The sequence below is a fragment of the Anaerolineales bacterium genome (assembly GCA_025808555.1).
GTDB lineage: Bacteria > Chloroflexota > Anaerolineae > Anaerolineales > UBA11579 > JAMCZK01.
Map to the genome: position 1 here is coordinate 1,386,195 of CP075526.1, position 24,599 is coordinate 1,410,793.

23 protein-coding genes are annotated in these 24,599 nt (G+C 59.4%); 20 read left to right on the forward strand and 3 right to left on the reverse strand.

Annotated features, from left to right (window positions below):
* Positions 1 to 29 precede the first annotated feature (29 nt).
* Positions 30 to 2,195, forward strand: a complete 2,166-nt coding sequence (gene glgP, locus KIT08_07125) for an alpha-glucan family phosphorylase (GenBank protein UYN88871.1) — start codon at positions 30 to 32, stop codon at positions 2,193 to 2,195.
* Positions 2,195 to 2,719: a DUF2179 domain-containing protein gene (locus KIT08_07130; GenBank protein ID UYN88872.1), complete on the forward strand. Its 525-nt coding sequence runs from the start codon at positions 2,195 to 2,197 to the stop codon at positions 2,717 to 2,719. The genes glgP and KIT08_07130 overlap by 1 nt, the downstream gene beginning before the upstream one ends.
* 606 nt (positions 2,720 to 3,325) lie before the next feature.
* Here KIT08_07130 and KIT08_07135 read toward each other — a convergent pair.
* The gene (locus tag KIT08_07135) at positions 3,326 to 4,429 is read right to left on the reverse strand and encodes an aminopeptidase (protein ID UYN88873.1); all 1,104 of its coding nucleotides are present in this window, start codon (positions 4,427 to 4,429) and stop codon (positions 3,326 to 3,328) included.
* A gap of 99 nt (positions 4,430 to 4,528) precedes the next feature.
* Between KIT08_07135 and KIT08_07140 the strand changes: the two genes are divergently transcribed.
* The 18 genes from KIT08_07140 (at position 4,529) to KIT08_07225 (ending at position 23,067) form a co-directional block, all read left to right on the forward strand.
* A complete protein-coding gene (locus KIT08_07140) occupies positions 4,529 to 6,670 on the forward strand; it encodes a bi-domain-containing oxidoreductase (protein UYN88874.1) in 2,142 nt (713 codons plus the stop codon).
* 209 nt (positions 6,671 to 6,879) lie between these two features.
* A complete protein-coding gene (ndhC, locus tag KIT08_07145) occupies positions 6,880 to 7,236 on the forward strand; it encodes an NADH-quinone oxidoreductase subunit A (GenBank protein ID UYN88875.1) in 357 nt (118 codons plus the stop codon).
* A complete protein-coding gene (locus KIT08_07150; protein UYN88876.1) occupies positions 7,227 to 7,709 on the forward strand; it encodes an NADH-quinone oxidoreductase subunit B in 483 nt (160 codons plus the stop codon). The genes ndhC and KIT08_07150 overlap by 10 nt, the downstream gene beginning before the upstream one ends.
* Position 7,710: 1 nt before the next feature.
* Positions 7,711 to 8,223 (forward strand): NADH-quinone oxidoreductase subunit C, encoded by a 513-nt coding sequence (locus KIT08_07155; protein UYN88877.1) that lies wholly within the window; start codon positions 7,711 to 7,713, stop codon positions 8,221 to 8,223.
* 5 nt (positions 8,224 to 8,228) lie between these two features.
* On the forward strand, positions 8,229 to 9,461 hold the full coding sequence (nuoD, locus tag KIT08_07160) for an NADH dehydrogenase (quinone) subunit D (protein ID UYN88878.1): 1,233 nt from the start codon (positions 8,229 to 8,231) through the stop codon (positions 9,459 to 9,461).
* A complete protein-coding gene (locus KIT08_07165; protein ID UYN88879.1) occupies positions 9,458 to 9,958 on the forward strand; it encodes an NAD(P)H-dependent oxidoreductase subunit E in 501 nt (166 codons plus the stop codon). The genes nuoD and KIT08_07165 overlap by 4 nt, the downstream gene beginning before the upstream one ends.
* Positions 9,958 to 11,250, forward strand: a complete 1,293-nt coding sequence (gene nuoF, locus KIT08_07170; GenBank protein UYN88880.1) for an NADH-quinone oxidoreductase subunit NuoF — start codon at positions 9,958 to 9,960, stop codon at positions 11,248 to 11,250. Before KIT08_07165 ends, nuoF begins: the two co-directional genes overlap by 1 nt.
* Before the next feature lies 1 nt (position 11,251).
* Positions 11,252 to 13,789: an NADH-quinone oxidoreductase subunit NuoG gene (gene nuoG, locus KIT08_07175; GenBank protein ID UYN88881.1), complete on the forward strand. Its 2,538-nt coding sequence runs from the start codon at positions 11,252 to 11,254 to the stop codon at positions 13,787 to 13,789.
* Between the two features lie 5 nt (positions 13,790 to 13,794).
* Positions 13,795 to 14,799, forward strand: a complete 1,005-nt coding sequence (gene nuoH / locus KIT08_07180) for an NADH-quinone oxidoreductase subunit NuoH (GenBank protein UYN90795.1) — start codon at positions 13,795 to 13,797, stop codon at positions 14,797 to 14,799.
* A 13-nt stretch (positions 14,800 to 14,812) separates the two neighbouring features.
* A complete protein-coding gene (gene nuoI, locus KIT08_07185; protein UYN88882.1) occupies positions 14,813 to 15,310 on the forward strand; it encodes an NADH-quinone oxidoreductase subunit NuoI in 498 nt (165 codons plus the stop codon).
* A 7-nt stretch (positions 15,311 to 15,317) separates the two neighbouring features.
* Complete coding sequence (locus KIT08_07190; GenBank protein UYN88883.1) at positions 15,318 to 15,839, forward strand: NADH-quinone oxidoreductase subunit J; 522 nt, start codon at positions 15,318 to 15,320, stop codon at positions 15,837 to 15,839.
* Positions 15,836 to 16,138 carry an NADH-quinone oxidoreductase subunit NuoK gene (gene nuoK / locus KIT08_07195; protein UYN88884.1) on the forward strand — a complete coding sequence of 101 codons (303 nt, stop codon included), beginning with the start codon at positions 15,836 to 15,838 and terminating at the stop codon, positions 16,136 to 16,138. Before KIT08_07190 ends, nuoK begins: the two co-directional genes overlap by 4 nt.
* A gap of 2 nt (positions 16,139 to 16,140) precedes the next feature.
* A complete protein-coding gene (locus KIT08_07200; GenBank protein UYN88885.1) occupies positions 16,141 to 18,234 on the forward strand; it encodes an NADH-quinone oxidoreductase subunit L in 2,094 nt (697 codons plus the stop codon).
* A 9-nt stretch (positions 18,235 to 18,243) separates the two neighbouring features.
* Positions 18,244 to 19,755, forward strand: coding sequence for an NADH-quinone oxidoreductase subunit M (locus KIT08_07205; GenBank protein ID UYN88886.1), 1,512 nt, complete (start codon positions 18,244 to 18,246; stop codon positions 19,753 to 19,755).
* A 5-nt stretch (positions 19,756 to 19,760) separates the two neighbouring features.
* Positions 19,761 to 21,212, forward strand: a complete 1,452-nt coding sequence (locus KIT08_07210) for an NADH-quinone oxidoreductase subunit N (protein UYN88887.1) — start codon at positions 19,761 to 19,763, stop codon at positions 21,210 to 21,212.
* Positions 21,213 to 21,250: 38 nt separating this feature from the next.
* Positions 21,251 to 21,934: an HAD family hydrolase gene (locus KIT08_07215; GenBank protein UYN88888.1), complete on the forward strand. Its 684-nt coding sequence runs from the start codon at positions 21,251 to 21,253 to the stop codon at positions 21,932 to 21,934.
* Between the two features lies 1 nt (position 21,935).
* Positions 21,936 to 22,736 (forward strand): AAA family ATPase, encoded by an 801-nt coding sequence (locus KIT08_07220; GenBank protein ID UYN88889.1) that lies wholly within the window; start codon positions 21,936 to 21,938, stop codon positions 22,734 to 22,736.
* A gap of 13 nt (positions 22,737 to 22,749) precedes the next feature.
* Positions 22,750 to 23,067, forward strand: coding sequence for a hypothetical protein (locus KIT08_07225; protein UYN88890.1), 318 nt, complete (start codon positions 22,750 to 22,752; stop codon positions 23,065 to 23,067).
* 1 nt (position 23,068) lies between these two features.
* On the opposite strand, the gene lipA is transcribed toward KIT08_07225, so the two are convergent.
* A complete protein-coding gene (gene lipA / locus KIT08_07230; protein ID UYN88891.1) occupies positions 23,069 to 24,016 on the reverse strand; it encodes a lipoyl synthase in 948 nt (315 codons plus the stop codon).
* A gap of 33 nt (positions 24,017 to 24,049) precedes the next feature.
* Complete coding sequence (ppa, locus tag KIT08_07235; GenBank protein UYN88892.1) at positions 24,050 to 24,589, reverse strand: inorganic diphosphatase; 540 nt, start codon at positions 24,587 to 24,589, stop codon at positions 24,050 to 24,052.
* Positions 24,590 to 24,599 lie beyond the last annotated feature (10 nt).

Genomic DNA, 24,599 nt, shown 5'->3' on the forward strand with positions numbered 1-24,599 from the left:
AACTCCAACATCCATCTGATAGGGAAGTCATGCCGTACAAATCACAGCAGCCTATCCAATTTGCCCTTCCTGAGCGAATCAACCGCCTGGGTGACCTGGCCTACAACTTGTGGTGGACCTGGCAGCCATCTGCGCAAGATCTATTCCAAAGCATTGACCCGGTTCTGTGGCAGGCCAGTGCGCATAACCCGGTTGTTTTTCTGCGAGACCTGCCGCCGCTCACCCTGCAGACCGCCAGCATAGACCTCAATTTCACTGAACACTATGACCGGGTCGTCTCCGCTTTTGATGCCTACATGGCGCCAGCTGAGAATTGGTTCAACCAGACGCACCCAGAACATATCAAGAAGCCGATCGCGTACTTTTCTTCGGAGTTCGGTTTGCATGAAACCGTGCCGATCTATGCGGGCGGCTTGGGCATTTTAGCCGGCGACCATTTGAAGGAAGCGAGTGACCTGGGGCTGCCGTTGGTGGCGGTGGGCTTTCTGTATACGCACGGTTATTTCTTCCAGCATATAAGTGAGGACGGCTGGCAAGAGTCTCGCCCGGTGACTCTTAAGTTCGAAGAGATGCCGGTGCTGCCGGTGGTCGATGCGGAAGGCAAGCCGCTGATGGTTTCGCTGGAGCTGCCCGGCCGCAGCCTGGATGCGCAGGTATGGGAGATCCGTGTGGGCCGTGTGCCCCTGTATCTGCTTGACAGCAATGTGGACAGCAACAGCGACACAGACCGCCAGCTGACGGCGCGCCTTTACAGCAGCGACTTGGACCTGCGCATAGCGCAGGAAATGCTGCTAGGCATCGGCGGCGTGCGTGCGTTGCGGACGCTTGGGTACAACCCCGCGGTGTGGCACATGAACGAAGGCCATTCTGCCTTCCTGGGCCTGGAGCAGGCGCGCGAGCTGGTGCAGGGCGGGCTGGGGATCGACGAAGCGATCAAGCGGGTGCGCATGCACAACGTATTCACCACGCACACCCCGGTGCCGGCCGGCAACGACGAGTTCCCCATCTGGCTGATCGACCGTTATTTCTCGCAGTACTGGTCGGAACTGGGCCTCGACCAGGAAGGCTTCATCAAGCTGGCGCACCAGGTGGTGGGCTGGGGCGAGGCGTTCAGTATGCCGGTGCTGGCGATGCGCTTCTCCGCCCAGCACAATGGCGTGTCTGAACTGCACGGCCAGGTGGCGCGCAACATGTGGCATGGCCTGTGGCCGGGGCGGTCTGAGGAGCAGGTGCCGATCAGCTACATCACCAACGGCATCCACACGCAGACCTGGCTGAGCAAGCGCATGGGCCAGTTGTACAACAAGCACCTGGGTACCTGGCGAGCGCATTTGGATGAGCCTGAGGCCTGGCAGAAGATCCATGACATCCCGAATGAAGAGCTGTGGCGGGCGCGCCGGCATGCCAAACGCAAGCTGGCGTTCTGGGTTCGCGAGCGCGTGCGTCGCCAGTGGCTGCACGAGGGCATTCATCCGGTGCAGGTGGTGGCGGGCGGCGCAATGCTGGACCCGTATGCATTGACGATAGGCTTTGCGCGGCGTTTTGCCTCATATAAGCGGGCCAACCTGGTGCTGCAGGATCTGGAGCGCCTGATCGCTTTGGTGAACAAGCCCGACCGCCCGGTACAGATCCTGTTCGCGGGCAAGGCCCACCCGGCGGATGAGGCAGGCAAGCAGCTGATCCAGGAGGTCTACCGCGCGGTCAAGAAGGCAGAGACCGGCGGGCGGCTTGTGTTCCTTGAGGGATACGACATGGAGCTGGCGCGCTATCTGGTACAGGGCGTTGACGTATGGCTGAACACCCCGCGCCGCCCGATGGAGGCCTCGGGCACATCAGGCCAGAAGGCGGCGCTGAATGGCGCGCTCAACTTCTCGATTTTGGATGGATGGTGGCGCGAGGGCTACAACGGCAAGAATGGATGGGCGATCGGGGCGGAACAGGAGTACAGCGACGCGGCCGAGCAAGACCTGGCGGATGCCAATAGTCTGTACGATGTGTTGGAAAACCAGATCATTCCGTTGTATTACTCAGGCCGCAGCGGCAACCAGCCGGCGGACGGCTGGTTGGCGATGGTGAAAGAATCGATCAGCACGCTGGGGCCGCAATTCAGCGCGCGGCGTATGCTGAAGGAGTACGTGAACGCCCTGTACGTGCCTGCCATGCAGGGTCATGTGAACGTTGTGGAGATCGGCTGATGGAACTCTCATTTACACAACAAGATGTGCTGCTGGCGTTCGGCATCTTCATGCTGCGCGTGGTGAACCAGAGCTTGGATACGCTGCGGGTTGTGATGATGTTGCGCGGGCGCAAGGCAGCGACCTGGATCCTGGGCTTCCTCGAGACGGTGATCTTTGTGGTTGCGCTGGGCTCGGTCATTACTGGGTTGGATAATGTGCTCAACATCATTGGCTATTCGGCTGGTTTTGCAACGGGCAACACGCTGGGTATGTGGGTGGAAGACCGCCTGGCGATCGGGTACATCAATCTGCGAGTGGTGAGCCGCAAGCGCGGCACGGCGGTGGTGGAGCTGCTGCGGGCGGAGGGTTTTGGCGTGACCGAGATCCCGGCGCGGGGCAAAGACGGCACAGTGAGCCTACTGAACCTGAGTGTGCGCCGCAAGGAACTGGACGAGGTGCAACGGCTGGTTGAGTCTGTGGACGATACCGCCTTCATCACCAGCGAAGAGACCCGCCCGCTGCGGCGCGGCTTTTGGGGCTAGTGCGCGGCCTGCGGCCGCGCGGGCGAACCTGCTCGGCTGCGCCGAGCTACGCTTCGCCGCTAGTACTCGGCCTCGGTTGGGCCGAGTAACGCAACGCCGCGGTTGCTCGGGTATACGCTTGCGTAGAATGGCGCAGCGGCAGTTTGTTTAGCGAGATGAAAGACTTGAATTGTCCCGGCTGTGGGGGCGTGGTGCCCGCAGGAGCCCAATGCTCCGATCGATTCTGGGAGGGGCAGATATTGGAGGGCAATGACCCTGCCTATTATGCTGTGCACCATCTCAGCGTGCCCGCCTATTACCTGCAGCACAACTTGTACTCTCGAGAGGGCTGGCTAGCGGTGCATGCATTGCTGGGTGAATTTCTCTTTGAGGGTCTAACCCCACAACTAGCTCGCCAGAAATATGGCCAGGACTTCAGCTCTGGCAAGCGCGAGTGGAGCATCGTTCGCGGGGCAAAGCTGGCCGACGTGGGACAAGGTGCAATGGAGCTTCACAATCGCAGAAGTGAGCTTGGAACACCGCGGCAAGGTACTGCTCGGATGTGCAGCGCTGGGCAGAAAGCGTTTATAAGGATAGCCAGGCGATGGTGAAGAGAGTTCAGAAACTCTAGATTACGAATTCGCCATTCTTGTAGAAGACCTCACCATCAACCAGAATTTCAGAATCCTGGCGCAGGTCGCAGATCATGTCCCAGTGGATGGCGCTGGTGTTCTTGCTGCCAGTTTCCGGATAGCCGAGGCCCAGCGCCATATGGAACGAGCCGCCTATCTTTTCATCGAGCAGAATGTGGCCTGTGAAGCGGTCAATATCGGTATTGAGGCCAATGGCAAATTCGCCTACATAGCTGGCACCCTCGTCTGTAGCGAGCATTTGCCTTAGGTAAGCTTCCTGCGTGCGGGCGGTGGCGCTGACTACCTTGCCTTCATTGAACTTCAGCTCAATGTCTTCGACCACTACGCCATCTTCAATGGCGGGGTAGGTGTAGCGCACCCAGCCGTTCAGGGAATTCTCCACCGGGCCGGTGTAGATCTCTCCATCGGGCATGTTGTAAATACCGTGCGAATTCTTCCACTTGCGGTCTTTTACGGAAAGAGTCAGGTCCACATTGGGCCCGCGCAGCTGAATGCGGTCGTGCCCGGTGAGCGCGTCAATGTAGCGCTGCTGTTCCTGCTTGATCTTTAACCAATGGGCCACGGGGTCGGCTTCGTGGGCATGAACAGAGCGGAAGATGAAATCAGAGTATTCGGTCAAGCTCATTCCCGCCTGCATGGCGTAGCCTTGGGTGGGGAAGATGCTGGTCACCCACTTGAACTGGCCGGCGGCGGAGCGCTCGAACTGGTTCTTGAGGCTGGCGGAAAAGGCCGAGGCAGCGGCAGACTGCATTTGCGGGTCTACGCTGCTGAGGGCCTTGGTGTTGGCTTCTGACCATAGGCGGATACGAGCTTCGAAATCACGGTAGGCGAGGGCGGTGAACTCATTCTCCATGCGGGCGAGTTCCGGCGTGGCCAGGCTGAGGAAGAGGGCGCGCTGCTCGGGGAACTCCATTTGAAGATGTGGGCGGCCGCCACGCTCCACCACGCGTTTGAAGACCTCAACCACCAGTGGCATGGCCTCGGTGGTGGTTTCGATGATGACACGGTCACCCGGCTGAATGTTGGTGGAATAGTCAACCAGGATGCGGGCGAAATTTTCAATGCGCGGGTCTGCCAAGGGATCCTCCAGGAAGAATCGGATTATACGCCCCTGCCAACAGCGAGCTAAAAGTGCGGATGGTAGAATGCCTAATTCCACTGTAAAAGTGTCTATCCAATGAAACAACTCCTGCAAAACATGCGGGCGCGAAGCCCACACCTGGCGGATGTGCCTGTGCCAACCCCGCAGCCTGGCTTTGTGCTGGTGCGTAATGCCGCGTCGCTGGTTTCGGCGGGTACGGAGCGTATGGTGGTGGAATTTGCCGGCGCTTCGCTGCTGGGCAAGGCGCGCTCTCGGCCGGACCTGGTGCGCCAGACATTGGATAGAGCGCGCCGTGAGGGTCTGGCCAGCACGGCGCAAGCCGCGCTGGGCAGGTTGAGCGAGCCGATGGCCCTGGGCTATTCCAGCGCTGGAGTAGTGGTTGAGCTGGGTGAGGGAACGCAGGGGTTCCGCGCAGGTCAACGGGTGGCGTGCGCGGGCGGAAACTATGCCGTGCATGCAGAGTATGTGAGCGTACCGCGTAACCTGGTAGCGGTGCTGCCTGGCAAGGTGGGTTTTGAGGAAGCTGCATTCACCACGCTGGGCGCGATCGCCCTGCACGGTTTTCGATTAGCGAATGTGCAGTTGGGCGAGCGGGTGGCGGTGATCGGCATGGGTTTGCTGGGCCAGCTGGCGGCAAGCATTGCTGCGGCAGCCGGTTGCCGGGTGCTGGGGATCGATATTGACGCCAAGCGCGTGGCGCTGGCCACGGCCCGCGGCCTCCAGGCGATGGTGCGCAAGGAAGCCGCGGAGCGCAGCGCGGCGTTAACCCGCGGGCAGGGTTTTGATGCGGTACTGATCTGCGCTGATACGGAGTCGAACGACCCCGTGGAGCTGGCCGGCGAGATCGCCCGCGACCGCGCCACCGTGGTGGCCGTGGGCGCAGTGGGAATGAACGTGCCGCGGCGCAGCTATTTTGGCAAAGAGCTTAACTTCATCGTCTCGCGCTCGTATGGCCCGGGCCGCTATGACCCTGACTATGAAGAAGGTGGCCGTGATTACCCGATTGGCTATGTACGCTGGACTGAGGGCCGCAATCTGCAAGCCTTTGTGGACCTGATGGCAGCCGGCAAGGTCGATGTGAGCCAACTGATCAGCCACCGCTTCCCGATTGCCAATGCTCCCAAAGCCTATGAACTTATTCAGAGTGACAAGCCCTTTTTGGGCGTGCTGATCACGTACCCGGGCTCGGCCGTCAAGCCCAGTAAGGCCAGCCGGCGGGTTAATTTCGAAACCAAGCCGCTGAGCAAGGACAAGATCGGTTTGGGCGTGCTGGGAGCGGGCAACTATGCGCGCAACACGCTGCTGCCGGCGGTGCGCCCGCTGCGCAATTTGGAGCTGATCGGGATTACTTCGGCCAGTGGGCGGCCAGCGGCCGATCTTGGCAAGCGCTTCGGTTTCCGCTACGCATCCAGCGACGAGGCGCAGATACTGACTGACCGCAATGTGGACGCAGTCGCCATCCTGACGCGGCACCACTTGCACGCCAGCCAGACGCTGGCGGCGCTCAAGGCCGGTAAGCATGTGTTCTGCGAGAAGCCGCTGGCGCTGAATGAAAAGGAATTGGCGGCGGTGGAGCGCCAAGTGGCCAAGGCTGGTAGCCCGCTGCTGATGGGCGGTTTCAATCGCCGCTTCTCGCCAATGGGCCAGGACCTCAAGCAGTTCCTGGCCCGCCGCAGCCAGCCGCTGGCGGCCAACTTCCGCGTCAACGCCGGCACGCTGCCACCATACCACTGGCTGCATGACCCGGCGCGCGGCGGCGGGCGCATTGTGGGCGAGGCGTGCCACTTTATTGATTTCTTGATCTATTTGGTGGGGCAGGCGCCCAGTGCGGTGTATGCCGAGGCGCTGCCTGACGATGAACGCTACAAGCAGGACAATGTGCAGATCACGCTACGCTTTGCCGAAGGTTCGCTGGGGACGGTGACGTATTTGGCGAATGGCGACCGCTCGCTGTCCAAGGAGCGTTTGGAGCTGTTCTGCGGCGGCAAGGTGGCCGTTCTGCATGACTTCCGCCAGTTGGACCTGACCGAAGACGGGCAGACCACGACGCGGCGCGGCAAGCAGGACAAGGGCCACCGGGCGGGCGTGGCCGCCTTTTTGGCAGCGGTGCAGGCCGGCGGCCCGGCGCCGATCGCCTACGAGGAGCTGTTTGGCGGGGCGCGGGCAGCGTTTGGCGCGCTGCAGTCGTTGGAGACTGGCAAGCAGGTCGAGTTTTAGGCTAAAGCTGATCTTACGAAGTTGACTTGGAGATTGCTTCGTCGTTCAGCGGCAACGCCGCTTCCCGTCCTCGCAATGACGGATATTTTTTGTTACTCACACCCCTCTACTTTGTGAAATTTGACACCTTTTAACCCTTGTGATAAACTGAACTTAACCTACAATCATCAGAATATTCGCTCTGGTTTACCTTTGTAGGCCAACCAACTATGCTGCAAGACTACCTACCCATCGCAGTATTACTGATTATTTCAAGCGGCCTTGCCGTGCTGATCATCATTATCGGCAACATTATTGGTCCGCGCCGCACCAACAGCCGCAAGGCGGCTCCGTACGAATCGGGCATGCAGTCGATCGGCCCGGGCACTCGCCGTATGCCGGTGCGCTTCTATCTCATCGCGGTACTCTTTATTCTGTTTGATATTGAAGTCGTGTTCTTCCTGCCCTGGGCGGTCGTGTTCCGCCAACTGGGTGTGTTCGGCTTGATTGAGATGTTTGTGTTCATAGCCATCTTGCTGATCGGCTATGTGTACGCCTGGAAGAAAGGCGCGCTGGAATGGGACTAGAGCAAAAACTCGGCAATATGGGCATCGTCACCACCACGTTGGAGCAGGTGGTGAACTGGAGTCGCACGCGCGCCATGTGGCCGATGCTGTTTGGCCTGGCTTGCTGCGCCATCGAAATGATGGCCTCGCAAGGCGCCGACTACGACGCCAGCCGCTTTGGTATGGAATTGATGCGCGCCTCACCCCGCCAGGCTGACCTGATGATCGTGGCCGGCCGGGTAAGCCGTAAGATGGCCCCGGTGTTGCGCCGCCTGTATGACCAGATGCCTTCGCCCAAGTGGGTCGTCTCCATGGGAGACTGCGCCTCCTGCGGCGGTGTGTTCAACAACTACGCCATCGTCCAGGGTGTGGACGAGATCGTGCCGGTGGATGTGTATGTGGCCGGCTGCCCGCCGCGCCCTGAGGCGCTGATCCACGGCATCATGACCCTGCACGAGAAGATCAAGGGCGAAACGTTCAAGGACTGGGCGTAAGATGAAACCCGAACTGCAACCCGTGCTGGATGCGCTGCAAAGCGCATTTGGCGCGCATATCAGCGAGTTCCGCGAGCAGGTTAAGGCCACAATTGCGGCGGAACACATTGTGGAAGCGGCGCGCACCCTGCGGAATGCGCATGGCTTCAACATGCTGGCTGGTCTGAGCGCAGTCGATTACTGGCCGGAGCGCAAACCGCGCTTCCATGCCGTGTATGAGTTCAAGAACATTGCGCAGAAGCTGCGCCTGGAAGTGCGCGTGCCGCTGGACGGGGATGAGCCGAAGCTGCCCACGCTGACTGAAGTCTTCCCCAACGCCAACTGGCACGAGCGCGAGCTGTTGGACATGTTTGGCTTTGATATTGTTGGCCACCCTGACCCGCGCCGCATCCTGATGCCGGCTGATTGGGTAGGCCATCCCCTGCGTAAGGATTACCCGCTGGGGTACGAAGAAGTGCAGTTCAGCTTCAATTTCAAAGAAATTGACCAGCGCAAGCCGCGCCCGCAGGACTGAGCCGTATGAGCATTTCACAGCTTGAGATCACCCACGATGAGCTAAAGCACCTCGTTTCCGAGCGTGCTCAAACCGGCGAGACCCTGCTGCTCAACATGGGCCCGCAGCACCCCAGCACGCACGGCGTGCTGCGTTTGCTGCTGGAGCTGGACGGCGAGATCGTGGTGAATTGCATCCCCGATATCGGCTTTCTGCATACCGGCATCGAAAAGAACATGGAAGCCAAGACGTATGAGAAGGCGGAGGTAATGACCGACCGCCTGGACTACCTCAACACCATGGGCAACAATCTTGCCTACTGCCTGGCCGTTGAGAAGCTGGTGGACCTGGATGTGCCTGAGCGCGCCCAGGCCATCCGCGTGATCTTTGCTGAGTTGCAGCGGATCGCCTCGCACCTGGTGTGGCTGGGCACGCATGCGCTGGACCTGGCGGCCATGTCCATGTTCTTCTATTGTCTGAACCAGCGCGAGCGCATTCTGGACATTATGGAGATGTGCGCCGGCCAGCGCATGATGACGACCTATTTCCGCCCCGGTGGTTTGTGGCGGGATGTGCCGGCTGAGTTTGTGCCGGCGGTACGCGCTTTCATTGACAGCTTCCCGGCCGAAGTAGACCTGTATGAAGGTTTGTTGGACAAGAACCCCATCTTCCTGGATCGCACGAAGGGGATCGGCATCTATACTGGCGAAGAAGGTATTGCCTGGGGCATCACCGGCCCTTCGCTGCGCGGCTCGGGCGTTGCTTATGACCTGCGCAAGGAAGAGCCGTACAGCGGCTACGAGCAATATGACTTTGAGGTGTGCACCGAAGCTGAGGGCGATGTGTATGCGCGCTACCGCGTGCGCATGCGTGAGTTCCATGAGTCTCTGAAGATCATTCGCCAGGCGCTGGACAAATTGCCCAGCGGCCCGGTGCGCAGCAACAACCGCAAGTTTGTGCCCCCGCCGCGTGCTGAGCTGGGCGAGAGCATGGAAGCTGTGATCCATCACTTCAAGTTGTGGACGGAAGGCTTCCCTGCGCCCAAGAACTCGATCTATCTGCCGGTGGAATCGCCGCGTGGCGAGCTGGGCGTGTTGTTGGAGGGCGACGGCGGCCCCAAGCCATACCGCTGCCACTGGCGCACTCCTTCTTTTGTAAACTTGCAGATCCTGCCCAAGATCTCTCAGGGCTGCTATGTGGCAGACCTGGTGGCGATCATTGGCAGCATTGACATCGTACTTGGAGATACTGACCGGTGAACCCGCTGCGTGAGCGTTACGGCCAGGAGATCGACGACATCCTGGCAAAGTATCCGCAGGAGCAGAAGCGCTCGGCGGTGATGCCCTTGCTGTATGTGGCCCAGCGTGAGCACGGCTACGTGACGCGTGAGCATCTGGACCAGATCGGCGAAGTGCTCTCGATCGCTCCTACGGAAGTGGCCTCGATCGTTGGCTTTTACACTCTGTATCATGACACGCCGGGCGGCAAGTATCGCCTGCAGGTGTGCAATGACCTGCCGTGTGCCCTGCGTGGCGCTGACCAGTTCCTGGAAGGCGTGTGCGAGCACTTGAACGTGCGCCCCGGTGAAACTACTGAGGATGGCGTGGTGACTGTGGAAGCGGTGATGTGCCTGGCGGCGTGCGACAAGGCGCCAATGTTCCAGGTGCAGAGCCGTGAGGGCATCAGCTATCACGAGAACCAGACCGTGCAGAGCACGGTCGCCCTGGTGGACGGCTGGCGCAAGGAGGAGATGTAATGAACGAGATCCTTCTGCGCCACCGCGATATTAAGGATATTGGCCAGCTTTCGGTGTACCGCGAGCATGAAGGCTTCGACGCGTTCAAACGCGCCGTTACTGGCATGAAGCCGGACGAAGTGACCGAGATGGTCAAAGCCTCCGGCCTGCGCGGCCGCGGCGGAGCGGGTTTCTCCACTGGGATGAAGTGGTCCTTCATTGATAAGAATGCCTGGCCGCACTATGTAGTCGTCAATGCGGACGAGTCAGAGCCCGGTACTTTCAAAGACCGCGAGATCATGGAAAGCAACCCGTTCCAGTTCCTGGAAGGGGTGATGCTGTGTGCCTACGCAGTGGGCGCACACACTGCGTACATTTATCTGCGCGGCGAGTTCTGGGAGCTGGCCGCGTATTTGGATGCGTGCATCGCCGAACTGGAGAAAGAAGGCCTGCTGGGTGATGGCCTGTTTGGCGGCGAATATAGCCTGCGCATTCATACCCATTTGGGTGCGGGCGCGTATATCTGCGGTGAAGAGACCGCGCTGCTCGAATCGCTGGAAGGCAAGCTGGGCCAGCCGCGTCTGCGCCCGCCGTTCCCGCCCAGTTTTGGTTTGTACGGAAAGCCGACCATCGTCAACAACGTGGAGACGCTGGCGAATGTGCCCTTGATCGTGCAGAAGGGCGTGGATTGGTTCCGCGGTTTTGGCACCGAGAAGAGCCCGGGTACCAAGGTTTTCAGTCTGTCAGGCAACGTGGTCAAGCCGGGCAACTATGAGCTGCCGCTGGGCACCACGTTCCGCGAGCTGATCTATACGCATGGCGGCGGTATCACCGATGGCCGCGCCATCAAAGCCATCATGCCGGCCGGCGCATCGTCCTCACTGATCGTGGCGGATGACAAGGCGCTGGATACGCCGATGGACTACGAGAGCGTGCCGAGTGTTGGCGCCATGTTGGGCTCAGCCTCCATCATTGTGGTGGACGAGAGCGTGAGCATGGACTGGCTGATCAACAAGACCATGCACTTCTTCCAGCACGAGTCGTGCGGCAAGTGCACCCCGTGCCGCGAAGGCACGTATTGGATGCGCCACCTGACCGAACGCATCCACCATAATCAGGCCACCTGGGATGATGTAATTCTGCTGCAGGATGTTGCCAGTAACGTGAAGGGCAAGTGCCTGTGCGCGCTGGGCGACTTCTCCACTGAAGCGGTGATCTCGAGCATTACGCGTTTCCGTGGTGATTTTGAGACCAAAGTAGGGATGCCGATAAGCGCTCCGGCGGATGCTGAACTGAAAGAAGTGAGCAACTAAGATGGCTGTTGCCGACACGACTACCCAACAAAAACTCGTTACGCTGACGATTGACGACCAGCAGATCAGCGTAGCGCCCGGCACTCTGGTGGTGGATGCTGCCAAGCGGGCCGGCATTGATATCCCGGTATTCTGCTACCACCCCAAGATGGAACCGGTGGGCATGTGCCGCATGTGCCTGGTGGAAGTGGGCCGCCCGGTGCTGGACCGCGCAACCGGCCAGCCGGTGGTGGGCGAAGACGGCCAGCCGCAAGTTCAGTTTGGCCCCAAGCTGGAGACCGGCTGCACCGTGCCGGTGAGCGAAGGCATGGTAGTGCGCGGCTACACCGAGAAGGTCAAGGACGCGCGCGACGAGGTGCTGGAGTTTCTGCTCACCTCGCACCCGCTGGACTGCCCGATCTGCGACAAGGGCGGCGAGTGCCCGCTGCAGAACCTGACCATGAAGTTTGGCCCGGGCCAGACGCGCTTTATCTACGACGAGAAGATTCGCCTGGACAAGCATGTGCCGCTGGGCGACTTGATCTTCCTCGACCGCGAGCGCTGCATTCAATGTGCGCGCTGCACGCGCTTCCAGACCGAGATCGCGGATGATCCTGTAATCGGGTTCAGTGAGCGCGGCCGCAAGCTGGAGATCGTGACCTTTTCTGACCCGGGCTTTGACTCGTACTGGTCGGGCAATACGACTGATATCTGCCCGGTGGGTGCACTGACCACGGCTGACTTCCGCTTTGGGGCGCGGCCATGGGAGCTCAAGTCGGTCGCTTCGATCTGTACGCACTGCCCGGTGAACTGCAACACCACGTTGAATACACGTCGCGAGGCCAAATCTGGCGGCAAGTCTGTGGTGAAGCGCATCATGCCGCGCCAGAACGAACTGGTGAACGAGATCTGGCTGTGCGACAAGGGCCGCTTTGTATATCAGTACACTGAAGAGGCCAACCGCATCACCCGCGCGCTGGTGCGCAAGAACAACCAACTGGAAGCCGCCAGTTGGGATGATGCGCTGGGGGTAGTGGCCGACAAAGTCAAGAAATCCGGCGGCAAGCTGACCACCGTAGTGAGCGGCCGCTTGAGCAACGAAGACTATTACAACGTGAAGGCCTTTACCGAAGCGGCCAAGGGCCAGATCGCCCTATATAGCAATATGGCCGGTGGTGACCTGGTGAGCCAGGTGGGCCTCGGCCAGGGAAGCAACCTGGCGGACCTGGGCAAGGGCGATGCGATCCTGGTGATCGCCAGTGACCTGGAAGAAGAAGCCTCCATGTGGTGGCTGCGGGTCAAGCAGGCCGCCGAGCGCGGCGCTACGCTGATCGTCGCCAGCCCGCGCCGCACCAAGCTTGAGCACGATGCCACGCATGTGGTGCGCTACGCTTACGGCGAAGAAGCCGCGGCCGTGCATGCCCTGCTGGACAGCGTATCCCCCAAGCGCCCGGAGCAGACTGAAACCGTCAAGCGCTTGATGCATCAGGATGAAGTTAAAGAGGCCGCCAAGGATATTGCAGCGGCTGAGAACCTGGTGGTCTTCTATGGCAGTGATGGCACTGACCTGGCGGCATCTGAATCGCTGGCAGCCGCAGCGGCCAACCTGCTGATCGCCACTGGTCATGTCGGTAAGCCCAATAATGGCTTGGTGGCCGTGTGGGATAAGAGCAACGTGCAGGGCGCATGGGAACTCGGGCTGCGCCCCAGCGGCGACCTGGCCGCCTTGATGAAAGATGCCGAAGTCTTGTACCTGGTGGGGGTTGACCCCAGCGGCGATGACCCACAGCTGGCGGCAGCCGTGGATGCGGCAAAGTTTGTGGTGGTGCAGGAACTGGCTGAGACCAAGACCACTCAGACGGCCGATGTGGTGCTGCCGGCGCAAGCTTTCACTGAGCGCGAAGGCACGTTGACCTCGGGCGAGCGCCGGGTGCAGCGTTATTACCCGGCCGTGCCTGCCGTAGGCGAGGCGCGGGCCGACTTTGCGATCGCGGCGCAACTGGGCAACCTGTTGGGCGCGAACCTGGAAGCCGTGAGCGCCGGGCGCGTGTTTGCCCAGGTGGCCGAGGCCAACGAAGCCTACAAGGGTCTGACGTTGGAGCATCTCGCTGAAGTGACTGAGCAGTGGCCGATCATTGGCCGCGCGGATGTGTACTATGGTGGCACGACCTATGACAACAAGAGCGGCCTGGGCGTGCAGGTATCTACTGCCGCAGACCGCGGCGAAACGCCGGTGCTCTCGTTTGCGCAGCCGCTGGAGCGTGCACATGGTGACGGCCTGCTGGCCGTGCCCGTGACCACCCTGTACGACCGTGGCAACATGATCTCCAAATCGACATTGCTGCATAACCGCTTGCAGAAGCCGCAGGTGACCCTGAGCCCGGATGATGCCGAGCGCCTGGGCCTGGAGCACGGCCAGAGCACCAAAGTAACCGTGAACGGCGTGCAGGCCGCGGTGACCGCCTATATTGACAATAGCGTGCCGCGTGGCACGGTGCTGATCCCGCGCAGTTTGGGCCTGCCGATCAGTGGCCCGTATACCCTGAAGGTGGAGGCCTGATGATTATTGATTGGGTTCTCGTACTGGAATGGGTGATCAAGAGCATTCTGCTCGTCTTTATCTTGCTGACGGGTTTTGCCTACACTACGTTTTATGAGCGCAAGCTGGCCGCGGCAATTCAACTGCGTATCGGCCCCAACCGCGCCGGCCCGGGCGGCTGGCTGCAGCCGGCCGCCGACGGCGTGAAACTGATCTTCAAGGAAGAGTTCACGCCGGCTGAGGCGTATAAGTTCGTTTTTGTGCTGGCGCCCATCATCACGGTCGTGCCGGCGTTGGTGATCATGGCAGTGGTGCCGTGGGGCGATGTGGTCAACCTGTTTGGCCGCATGGTGCCGCTGTATCTCGCTGACATCAATGTGGCTGTGCTGTACATCCTGTCGGTGGCATCTGTATCGGTATACGGCATTGTGTTGGCGGGATGGGCTTCCAATAACAAATACGCCATGTTGGGCGGCCTGCGCTCCTCTGCGCAAATGCTGAGCTATGAACTGTCACTGGGTCTGGCCTTCATTGGCCCGATCCTGATCGCCGGTTCGATGAGCCTGATGGATATCATTGAAGCTCAGCGCAATGTGTGGTTCATTGTGTACCAGCCGCTGGGCGCGATCATCTTTTATATTGCGATGCTGGCCGAAGTCAACCGTGCGCCGTTTGATATGCCCGAAGCGGAGCAGGAACTGACGGCGGGCTATCACACCGAATACTCCGGCATGAAGTTCTCGCTGTTCTTCATGGGCGAATACATCAAGATGGCCGCAGTCAGCGGTATTTTTGCCAGCCTGTTCCTTGGCGGCTTCCGCGGCCCGTTTGTGGATGACCTGCCGGGCTTGGGGCCGCTGTACTTCTTTCTGAAGATCGTGGCGAGCCTGGGCGTAATGATCTGGATACGCGCCACCATGCCTCGCTTGCGTTACGACCGCCTGATGGCCTTTGGCTGGAAGGTACTTTTGCCGCTGGCGCTGCTGAATGTTTTTGTGACTGCAGTAGTGATCGTGGCGTTGGGACTGTAAGATGCTGAGAGGAATGTTCGAAATTGCCCGAGGTATGTTGCTGACTGCACGGCAGATATTTAAGCCGCGCCAGACTTACCAGTACCCTGAGCAGAAACGCCCGGTGCGCACACGCTTTAAGGGCCGCCATGAACTGCGCCGTTACGAGAACGGCCTGGAGCGCTGCATTGGCTGCTCGCTGTGCGCGGCCGCCTGCCCGGCGGATGCCATATTTGTCGAAGCATCCGAGAATACGGACGAAAAGCGTTTCTCGCCCGGTGAGCGTTATGCCAGCACCTACGAGATCAACATGCTGCGCTGCATTTTCTGCGGTTATTGTGAAGACGCCTGCCCGACCCAGGCAATTGTGCTGGGCGATAACTATGAGCTGACTTTCACCGATCGCTCGCAGTCCATTTACACACGCGAGAAGCTGCTGGTGCCGGTACCGCCCGGCGGCCAGCCGACCCCGCAACAGGTGGAGCCCGGTACCTTTGACCGCTCCATCCCGGTGATGAAGAACCCGGAATAGTGCTGATATGAATGTTGAGCTGATTCTTTTCTTTGTTTTGGCAGCCGTGGCGATCGGCGCGGCGCTAGGCATGCTGTTCAGCCGCAATGCCGTCTATTCGGCGCTGTTCCTGATCCTGAACTTTGCCACAGTGGCAGTGTTCTTTCTGCTGCTGGGCGCGCCGTTCATTGCCATGGCCCAGGTGACGGTGTATGCCGGCGCCATCATGGTGCTATTCCTGTTCGTGATCATGTTGCTGGGCGCTGAGCAGATCCAGCAACAGGCGCGCCGCGGCTGGCAACGCCCGCTGGCGATGCTGTTGACGCTAGTCCTGCTGGCAGAGAGCGCTTACCTGATCTTCACCCGCAGCGATGTGCTGACCGTGCTGCAGCCGGCTGCCAGCGACTATGGCAACCCGCAGGCGATCGGCATGCTGCTATTCAGCGAATACCTACTACCGTTCGAAGTGACCTCCATTTTGCTGTTGGCTGCCATGGTGGGCGCCATTGTGCTGGTGAAGGAAGACAAGAAGTCAGGCGGTCAGAAGTGATCCCGATCTCGTATTATTTTGCCCTGTCTGCGATCCTGTTCTCCCTAGGCGCCTTAGGGGTGCTTATTCGCCGCAACGCCATCATCATTTTCATGTCGGTGGAGTTGATGCTCAACGCCGCCAATCTGCTGTTCGTGGCGTTTGCGCGGGCGCATGGGGCGCTCTCGGGCCAGGTGTTCGTGTTCTTCGTCATCGCCGTGGCGGCGGCGGAGGTGGCGGTTGGCCTCGCTTTGATCGTGGTCATCTTCCGCAATCGCAAGAGCATTGATATTGACGAAATGAGCAATCTTAAGGGCTGATGATGGACGCCTTCGCACTGGTTCCCTGGATCGTTTTCTTTCCGCTCATCGGCCTGGTGATCAACCTTGCGGTTGGGCGGCGGCTGGGTGAGCGTTTCAGCGCCATCATTGGCACGCTGGCGGTGTTCTCCGCGTTTGTCGTGGCGGTGCTCCAGTTCCTTAGCCTGCAGGCGCATCCGCATGGGCAGATCGTGCACCTGGCCGACTGGATCAATATTGGCGGCCTGCAGATCCCGTGGGCATTCAATGTGGATACGCTTTCGGTCACCATGATGCTGGTGGTCTCGGGCGTGGGTACGCTCATTCATTTCTATGCAGCCGGCTACATGCACTATGACGTGCGCTACAAAGAAGACCCCGGAAGTTTCACGCGCTTCTTTATTTATTTGAACTTGTTCATTGCCGCCATGATGATCCTAGTGAGCGGCAATAGCTATCTGATGCTCTTTGTAGGTTGGGAAGGCGTGGGCCTGTGCTCCTTCCTGCTGATCGGCTTCTGGTACTCGCGCAACCCGGATGGCACGAAGGGTCTGCTCAATTCGCAAGCGGCCAAAAAAGCGTTCGTGGCCAACCGCGTGGGCGACTTTGGCTTTTTGCTGGCCATGTTCCTCACCTTCTGGGCGTTCGGCTCGCTAAGCTTTGACCAGGTGCTGCCGAATGCGGCCACCGTGGATCCTGGCATCATCATCGCTATCACACTGTGCATGCTGATCGGTGTGACGGGCAAATCAGCCCAGCTGCCGCTGTACGTGTGGCTGCCGGATGCCATGGCTGGCCCCACGCCGGTGTCGGCGCTCATCCACGCCGCCACGATGGTGACCGCCGGCGTGTATCTGGTGGTGCGTTCTGCGCCGCTGTTCGGCGCGGTGCCGGAGGCCGGCAACGTGGTCGCTATTGTGGGCGCGGTGACGGCGCTGTTCGCGGCGACGATCGCAGTGGCACAGAATGACATCAAGAAAGTGCTGGCGTACTCCACCATCAGCCAATTGGGTTTCATGGTGGCCGCGGTGGGGATTGGCGCGTATGTTGCCGGCATGTTCCACCTGGTGACGCACGCGTTCTTCAAGGCGCTACTGTTCCTGAGCTCCGGCTCGGTGATCCTGGCGCTGGAGCGCGCCCACCATCCGTTGGACGGGCACCATGGCGAACATCACGACGACCACCATGATGAGCATCACGATGACCATCATGCACCCTTTGACCCGCAGGACATGCGCAACATGGGCGGCCTGCGCAAGCAGATCCCGACCACATACCGCGTTTATTTGATCGGCGCGCTGGCCCTGGCGGGCCTGCCGCCGCTGGCAGGTTTCTTCTCCAAGGATGAGATCCTGACAGATGCACTGCATGCCAACATGTTGGTGTGGGGGTTGCTGACGGCGGCTGCCTTCCTGACGGCTTTCTACATGGGCCGCCAGATCTGGCTGGTGTTCTTTGGCGAAGCGCGCACCAAGGCTGCCAAGGAAGCGGTGGAAAGCCCCGCCACCATGTTGATCCCGCTGGGCATTTTGGCGGCGCTGTCTGTGTTCGGCGGTCTGATCAATGTGCCGGTGCTGCACCCTTTCACCGACTGGCTGGAGCACACCCTGGGGCATGATTTCGCACACGCCACAGTGTTCAATTTTGGCGTGGCGATCTTCTCTACTGTGTTGGCGTTGATCGCTATCTATGTTTCGTGGCGTTTATATGGCCGCAAGCCGCTGGAGGCGGGCGAAGTGGACCCGCTCAAGCAGCGTCTTGGCTTCGTGTTCAAGGGCATGGAGAACAAGTGGTGGGTGGATGAGCTGTACGATGCCGCCATCATCCAGCCGTACCGCCGCCTGGCCGCCTTCCTGGCGGATGTGGTGGATTGGCGTTTCTGGCACGACTGGGTGCACGACACCCTCATCGGCCGCGGCTTTAGCGCCTTGGCGCGCTTCCTTGCTGAGCCGGTGGACATGGGCGTGATCGACGGCATCTCACGCGGTCTGGCGGCGCTGGCCCGCGGCCTGAGCCGCGGCTTAAGCCTGCTGCAAAGTGGATATGTGCGCAACTACGCCCTGATGGTGTTCTTTGGCGTAGTGCTGATGATCGGATACCTGGTCTTTTCAAGCTGAGGACGGACGATGGAATTTCTTTTACAACCCCTGAACTTACTGACGTTTTTCCCCATCGTGGGCGTCTTGGTGCTGCTGTTTTTGGGCAAGCGCGATGGCTTGAGCCGCTGGATTGCGTTGGGCACCTCGCTGGTGACCTTTGGTATCTCGCTGTGGGTGCTTGGCCTGTTCAATGCCAACAACCCCGGCCTTCAGCTGAACTTTGACTACGACTGGATCCAGGCGGCAGGCTGGACGATCAAGTATGCGATGGGCATTGATGGCCTGAGCATTTTGCTGGTGTTGCTGACCACTTTCCTCACGCCGATCGCGATCCTTTCCACCTGGCATGCGGTCGAAGAACGCGTGCGTGACTTCATGGTCTTCTTCCTTCTGCTGGAAGTGGGCATGCTGGGCGTGTTCCTTGCGCAGGACTTGTTCCTTTTCTATATCTTCTGGGAGTTCACCCTGGTGCCAATGTATTTCCTGATCGGCATCTGGGGCGGCGCCCAGCGCATGTACGCGGCCATCAAGTTCTTCTTATACACGATGGCTGGCTCGATCCTGATGCTGCTGGCGATCCTATGGCTGGGTATCAACCAGGGCAGCTTCCATCTGCCGACCTTGCTGGAGCTTGGCAATATCCCGGCGCAAGAGCAGTTCTGGTTGTTCCTTGCCTTTGCTGCGGCGTTCGCCATCAAAGTGCCGATGTGGCCGCTGCACTCGTGGCTGCCGGATGCGCACGTGCAGGCGCCCACGGCTGGCTCGGTCATTCTGGCTGGCGTGCTGTTGAAGCTGGGTACCTATGGCTTCCTGCGTTTCAACCTGCAACTGTTCCCGCAGGCGGCAGTGGAGCTGGCCCCGGCCATGGCTACATTGGCCGTGATCGGCATTGTGTACGGCGCGATCGTGTCGTATTCGCAAAAGGATGTAAAGAAGCTGGTGGCGTACTCCTCCATCAGTCACTTGGGTTTTGTGATGCTGGGCTTGTTTGCACTCAATGCCCAGGGTATTGAAGGCGCTATTTTGCAGATGGTGAACCACGGCATCAGCACCGGCGCCCTGTTCTTGATCGTAGGCTTTATTTATGAGCGGCGCCATACGCGTGAACTGAGCGAGTTTGGCGGATTGTGGAGCATCATGCCGGTGTACGCCGTGCTGACCCTGATCGTCTCGCTATCTTCGATGGGCTTGCCTGGCCTCAACGGCTTCGTGGGTGAGTTCACCATTTTGCTGGGCGCCTGGGGCGCCGGCGAAGCGGGTGGGGCGCTGGGCTCGATCTGGTTCACCGTGTTCGCCGCGCTGGGTGTCATCTTGGCCGCGGTCTACATGCTGTATATGTTCCAGAAAATGTTCCTGGGGCCGGTGACCGTCAAGGCCAATGAAGCGCTGAAGGATCTGACCTGGCGCGAACTGGCCATCATGATCCCGCTGTTGGTCCTCATCTTCTGGATCGGCTTGTATCCCAAACCCTTCTTTGCCCTTATGCACCCGGCTGTTGAACAGCTGGTTACGCTGCTGCAAGCTGGCATCATCCAGTAGGAACTATGGACTTCTTTTCATCTGCTGACCTGATCACTGCACTACCCCTGGTCTTTTTGACCGGCTGGGCGTGTATTTTGCTGCTGGTGGCCGTGTTTGCCGGGCAGCGCCCGGGCCTGCTGCCAGCGCTCTCGGCGGCTGGCCTGTTGGCCACGGCCCACCTGCTGGTCAGCCAGATGGGGCTGGAAGCGGAAGGCTTTGGCGGCATGTTTGTCACCGATGGCTTCTCCACCTTTATCAATTTGGTGCTGGTGCTGGGTGGTGTATTGAGTGTTGCGCTGTCTTACGATTACTTAAAGCGCATGAAAATTGCCAAGCCTGAGTACTATGTGCTCATGCTGTTTTCCATCAGCGGCATGATGCTGATGGCTTCGGCTGCGGACCTGATCGTGGTCTTCCTGGCGCTTGAGCTGCTCTCAATTCCATTGTATGTGCTGGCGGCAATCGCCCGCCCCGACGCGCGCTCAGAAGAAGCTGGCCTCAAATACTTTCTGCTGGGTGCATTTGCCAGCGGCTTTCTGGTGTATGGAATTGCGCTGGTGTATGGCGCAACGGGCACCACGCTGCTCAGTGGCGTGGTCGCTGCGGCGACTGCCGGCCTCGAGTTTCCGATCTACCTGGCGCTGGGCGCTGGCTTGATCCTGGTAGGTCTGGGCTTCAAAGTGGCGGCGGTACCCTTCCACATGTGGACGCCGGACGTGTACGACGGTTCGCCCACCTCGGTGACCGCGTTCATGGCGGTGGGAGCCAAGGCGGCTGGCTTTGCTGCCTTGCTGCGCATCTTTGTGGCGGCATTCCCCTCGATCAGCGAGCAGATCACGCCGGTACTCTATGCCATGTGCGTGGCCACCCTGATCATTGGTAACTTGCTGGCGATTTCGCAAACGAATGTGAAACGCATGCTGGCCTACTCCAGCATCTCACATGCAGGGTTCATCCTGATGGCTGTGGTGGCCTATGGCAATGATGCGGCCCGCTTTGATGTTGTATCTTCTGCGCTGTTCTATCTGCTTGGCTTTACATTTGCCAGTTTTGGCTCCTGGGCAGTTGTGATGGCGGTGGAGAAAGGCCTGGGGCGAGGGCTGGAATTCAAGGATTATGCCGGCCTGTTCCGCCGCAGCCCAGGCTTGGCGATCGCCATGCTGGTGTTCATGCTGTCGTTTGGGGGCGTGCCGCCCACGCTGGGCTTCGCGGGCAAGTTCTACCTGTTCCGTGCCGTTCTGGAAGGCGGCTTCCTGTGGCTCGCGATCGTGGGTGTGGTTGCCTCACTGATCTCAGCGTACTACTACCTGCGCTTGATCGTAGTCATGTTCATGCAGGATGGTGAGCCTGAGGTGCACCGCGAGCCGGTGCTGATGATCACTGCAGGTCTTACGGCTGTGGCGACGGTGCTGTTGTTCGTCCTGTCTGAACCGCTGCTCAACTGGGCTTCTCAGGCCCTGCTACGCATCTTCTAAAACAAACCTCCATTCGTTCTGGGTTATTATTTTGGCGTATGGTCAAAATACGCGCCCTGCTATTCGACTTTGACGGCCTGATCCTTGATACGGAATGGCCGGATTACGAATCCTGGCAGGCCGTGTACCTGAGCCATGGGCAAGCGCTGCCTGTGGAGACCTGGGGGCAGATCGTAGGCGGCAACGGTGCCTCTGATTTTGACCCGCACAATCATTTAGAGCAGCTTTGTGGCATGCCGCTGGACCGGGAAGAGGTCTGGATCAACCGACGCCAAAAATATCTTAGCAACCTTGCCGAGCTGGAAGTGCTGCCGGGGGTGATCGATTATCTGGACGCGGCTGAGGATATGGGTCTGCAACTAGCGGTAGCCTCCAGCTCTCCAGAGAACTGGGTGCGCGGCCACCTGGCGCGGCTGGGTTTGTACGAGCGTTTTGACGCCATCAAGACTGCCGATGATGTGAAGCGCACCAAGCCTGACCCGGAATTGTATGTGGCTGCGATGCAGGCGTTGGGGGTTGCGCCGGATGAGGCGATTGTTTTTGAAGATTCCCCCAACGGCGTGCTGGCGGCCAAGGCGGCCGGGGTGTTTGCCGTGGCCGTGCCCAACCGCATTACAGAGCAACTCAAACTTGAGCATGCCGATCTGCGCCTCACGTCGCTCGCGGATATGCAATTGGCTGAGCTTATAGCCCACGTTGAAGCGAGCCAAGCCGAGGCCTGAGATGCTGCCGCTCCGCAGCGTTGACCTGCACAAAGTTGCATCTTCACAAAATTACCCATTCAATCTGGCATTTTTGCACAGCTGGCAGCCATTGGAATTTGACGCCTCAGTCACCTTCTTCGTTGGCGAGAACGGCAGCGGGAAATCTACTTTCTTGGAGGCTTTGGCTGTAGCTGCTGAGATGATCACAGTCGGAAGCCAGCCAGTAGCTAGTGACCAAAGCCTGGATGCTGTGCGCCCGTTGGCTAATGCGCTGAAGCTGGCGTGGAACAAGCGCGTGCGCCGCGGCTTCTTTTTGCGGTCCGAAGACTTCCTTGGTTGGCTGCGAGCGGAGCAGCACAGCAAAATGGACATGCAGACGCAGTTGCTGGAGATCGAACAAGAGTACTCCGAGCGTTCAGATTACGCAAAAACATTGGCGCGCGGCCCTTTGAGCGGGCAGCTGGCCGGTATGCAACGCCGCTATGGCAACGGCCTTGAGGCGCGCTCGCACGGGGAGAGCTTCCTGGATCTGTTCCAGGCGCGCTTTCGCCCTGAAGGTTTGTATTTGTTGGATGAGCCTGAAGTGCCGCTCTCGCCACTACGCCAGTTGAGTTTTCTGTCATTGCTTAAGAATATGGTGGCACAAGGCGCCCAGTTCATAATCGCCACCCACTCGCCGATCCTGATGGCTTTTCCTGGTGCGGTGATCTTGAACTTTGACAATGCGCCGCTACAACGCGTGCGGTTTGATGATCTCGAACACGTCAGACTGACGCGCGATTTTCTTGCAAACCCTGGCGCTTTTCTGCAACACCTTTAACCTAGGAGGCACAATGGCATACTACCTTGTAACTGCCGAGCCGAAGGCGGAGCTTATGCGGGAGTTGCGGACCCGATTGGATAGCAGCGAAATTCAGGCCATGCAGCCCTTTGGGCAGTCCTTGCACCATGGCCTGGAAAATGCAAAGCTACAGGCTGACGGCACTGCCATTTGGGAGGAAGAAGACTATTGCATTCCTCCACTGGCACAGGAGCGAGCTGCAGTTCTGGACGACTATTTCTCCGGGATTAAAGTGGAGCGCGTACAGGAAGGCGCTGGTTGGCAGCGCATCGAAGACCTGCCCCGCTTGTTTGCCAGCTTGCTGGATTAGGCTATTTCGCTGCTTGGCCGTACAGTTTGCGATGCACGGCGCTTAGCGCACGAACCTGGTCGGCGGCATGGTAACTGCTGCGAACCAGGGGCCCGCTTTCAACCCACTTGAAGCCAATGCCGAGCCCGTACTCCTTGAAGTCGGCGAATTCCTCGGGCGTCACGTAGCGGTCAATCGGCAGATGCTGCTTGCTGGGTTGCAGGTATTGACCGAGGGTGAGGATGTCCACGCCCCAATCACGCTGGTCTCGCATGACAGCCTTGACTTCCTCGTTGGTCTCGCCCAGGCCCAGCATGATGCCGCTTTTAGTAAGTACTTCAGGGTCCATGCGCTTGGCGTTGCTTAGCGTAGCAGCGGCCCACTCGTAGTTGTCCTGCGGCTGCACCTTCTTGAATAGACGGGGAACCGTTTCCACGTTGTGGTTGAGGATCTCAGGGCGGGCATCCATCACGATCTTCAGCGCTTCAGCGCTGCCCTTGAAATCAGGGATCAAAAGCTCAATTGAACAGCCGGGGTGGATCTGGCGGATGCGCTTCACCACCATAGCCAGGATCGGCGCGCCGCCGTCGGCGCGCTCGTCGCGGTTCACGCTGGTGATCACGGCGTGGCTGAGCCCCATATCCTTGACGGCTTGCGCCACGCGCAGCGGCTCGGCCCAGTCCATCTCGTTGGGCATGCCGCGCTTGATATCACAGAAGCCGCAAGAACGCGTGCACACATCGCCCAACATCAGGAAAGTGGCGGTACCGTCTCCCCAGCATTCGCCGATATTGGGACACATGGCCTCTTCGCACACCGTGTGCAGGGCTTTGCTGCGCATGAGGCGCTTGATGTTCTCGTAGCTTTCGCCCATGGGTGCGCGGACGCGGATCCAATCCGGGCGGCGGCTGGGTTTGGGGGCCAACTGGATGTCTTCCAGTGGGATGCGATTGCGGGTTGGGGTGGCCATGTGGATATTTTACCTTTGGGAAATGCGGCGAGGTTATTTGGCCGCGTGGGTCTTGTAGTTTTTGTATGCCTGCTGGATCATGGCGCGGGCTTCTGCCGCGTCGCCCCAGCGCACGATCTTGACCCACTTGTTTTCTTCAAGATCTTTATAGTGGGCAAAGAAGTGCTCAATTTGCTGCAGAGTGATCTCAGGCAGATCACTAATCTCCATCACCTTTTCGTATCTTTTGGTAAGACGTGGCGAGGGTACGGCCAGGATCTTTTCATCGTGCCCTGCCTCATCCTGCATGATAAGCACGCCAATCGGGCGTACGGCGATCAGCGAGCCTGGAATGAGTGCACGTGTGTTGGCTACCAGCACATCGCAGGGATCACCATCGCCTGAAAGAGTGTTCGGAATGAAGCCATAGTTGCCCGGATAGCGCATAGGCGTATACAAGAAGCGGTCCACTACCAGAGTGCCAATGGCTTCATCGAACTCATACTTGATGGGTTCACCGCCGGTGGGCACTTCGATGATGACATTGACTTCATCGGGCGAATTGGGGCCGGGCTTGATCATTTCCAGGTTCATTGTTGATGCC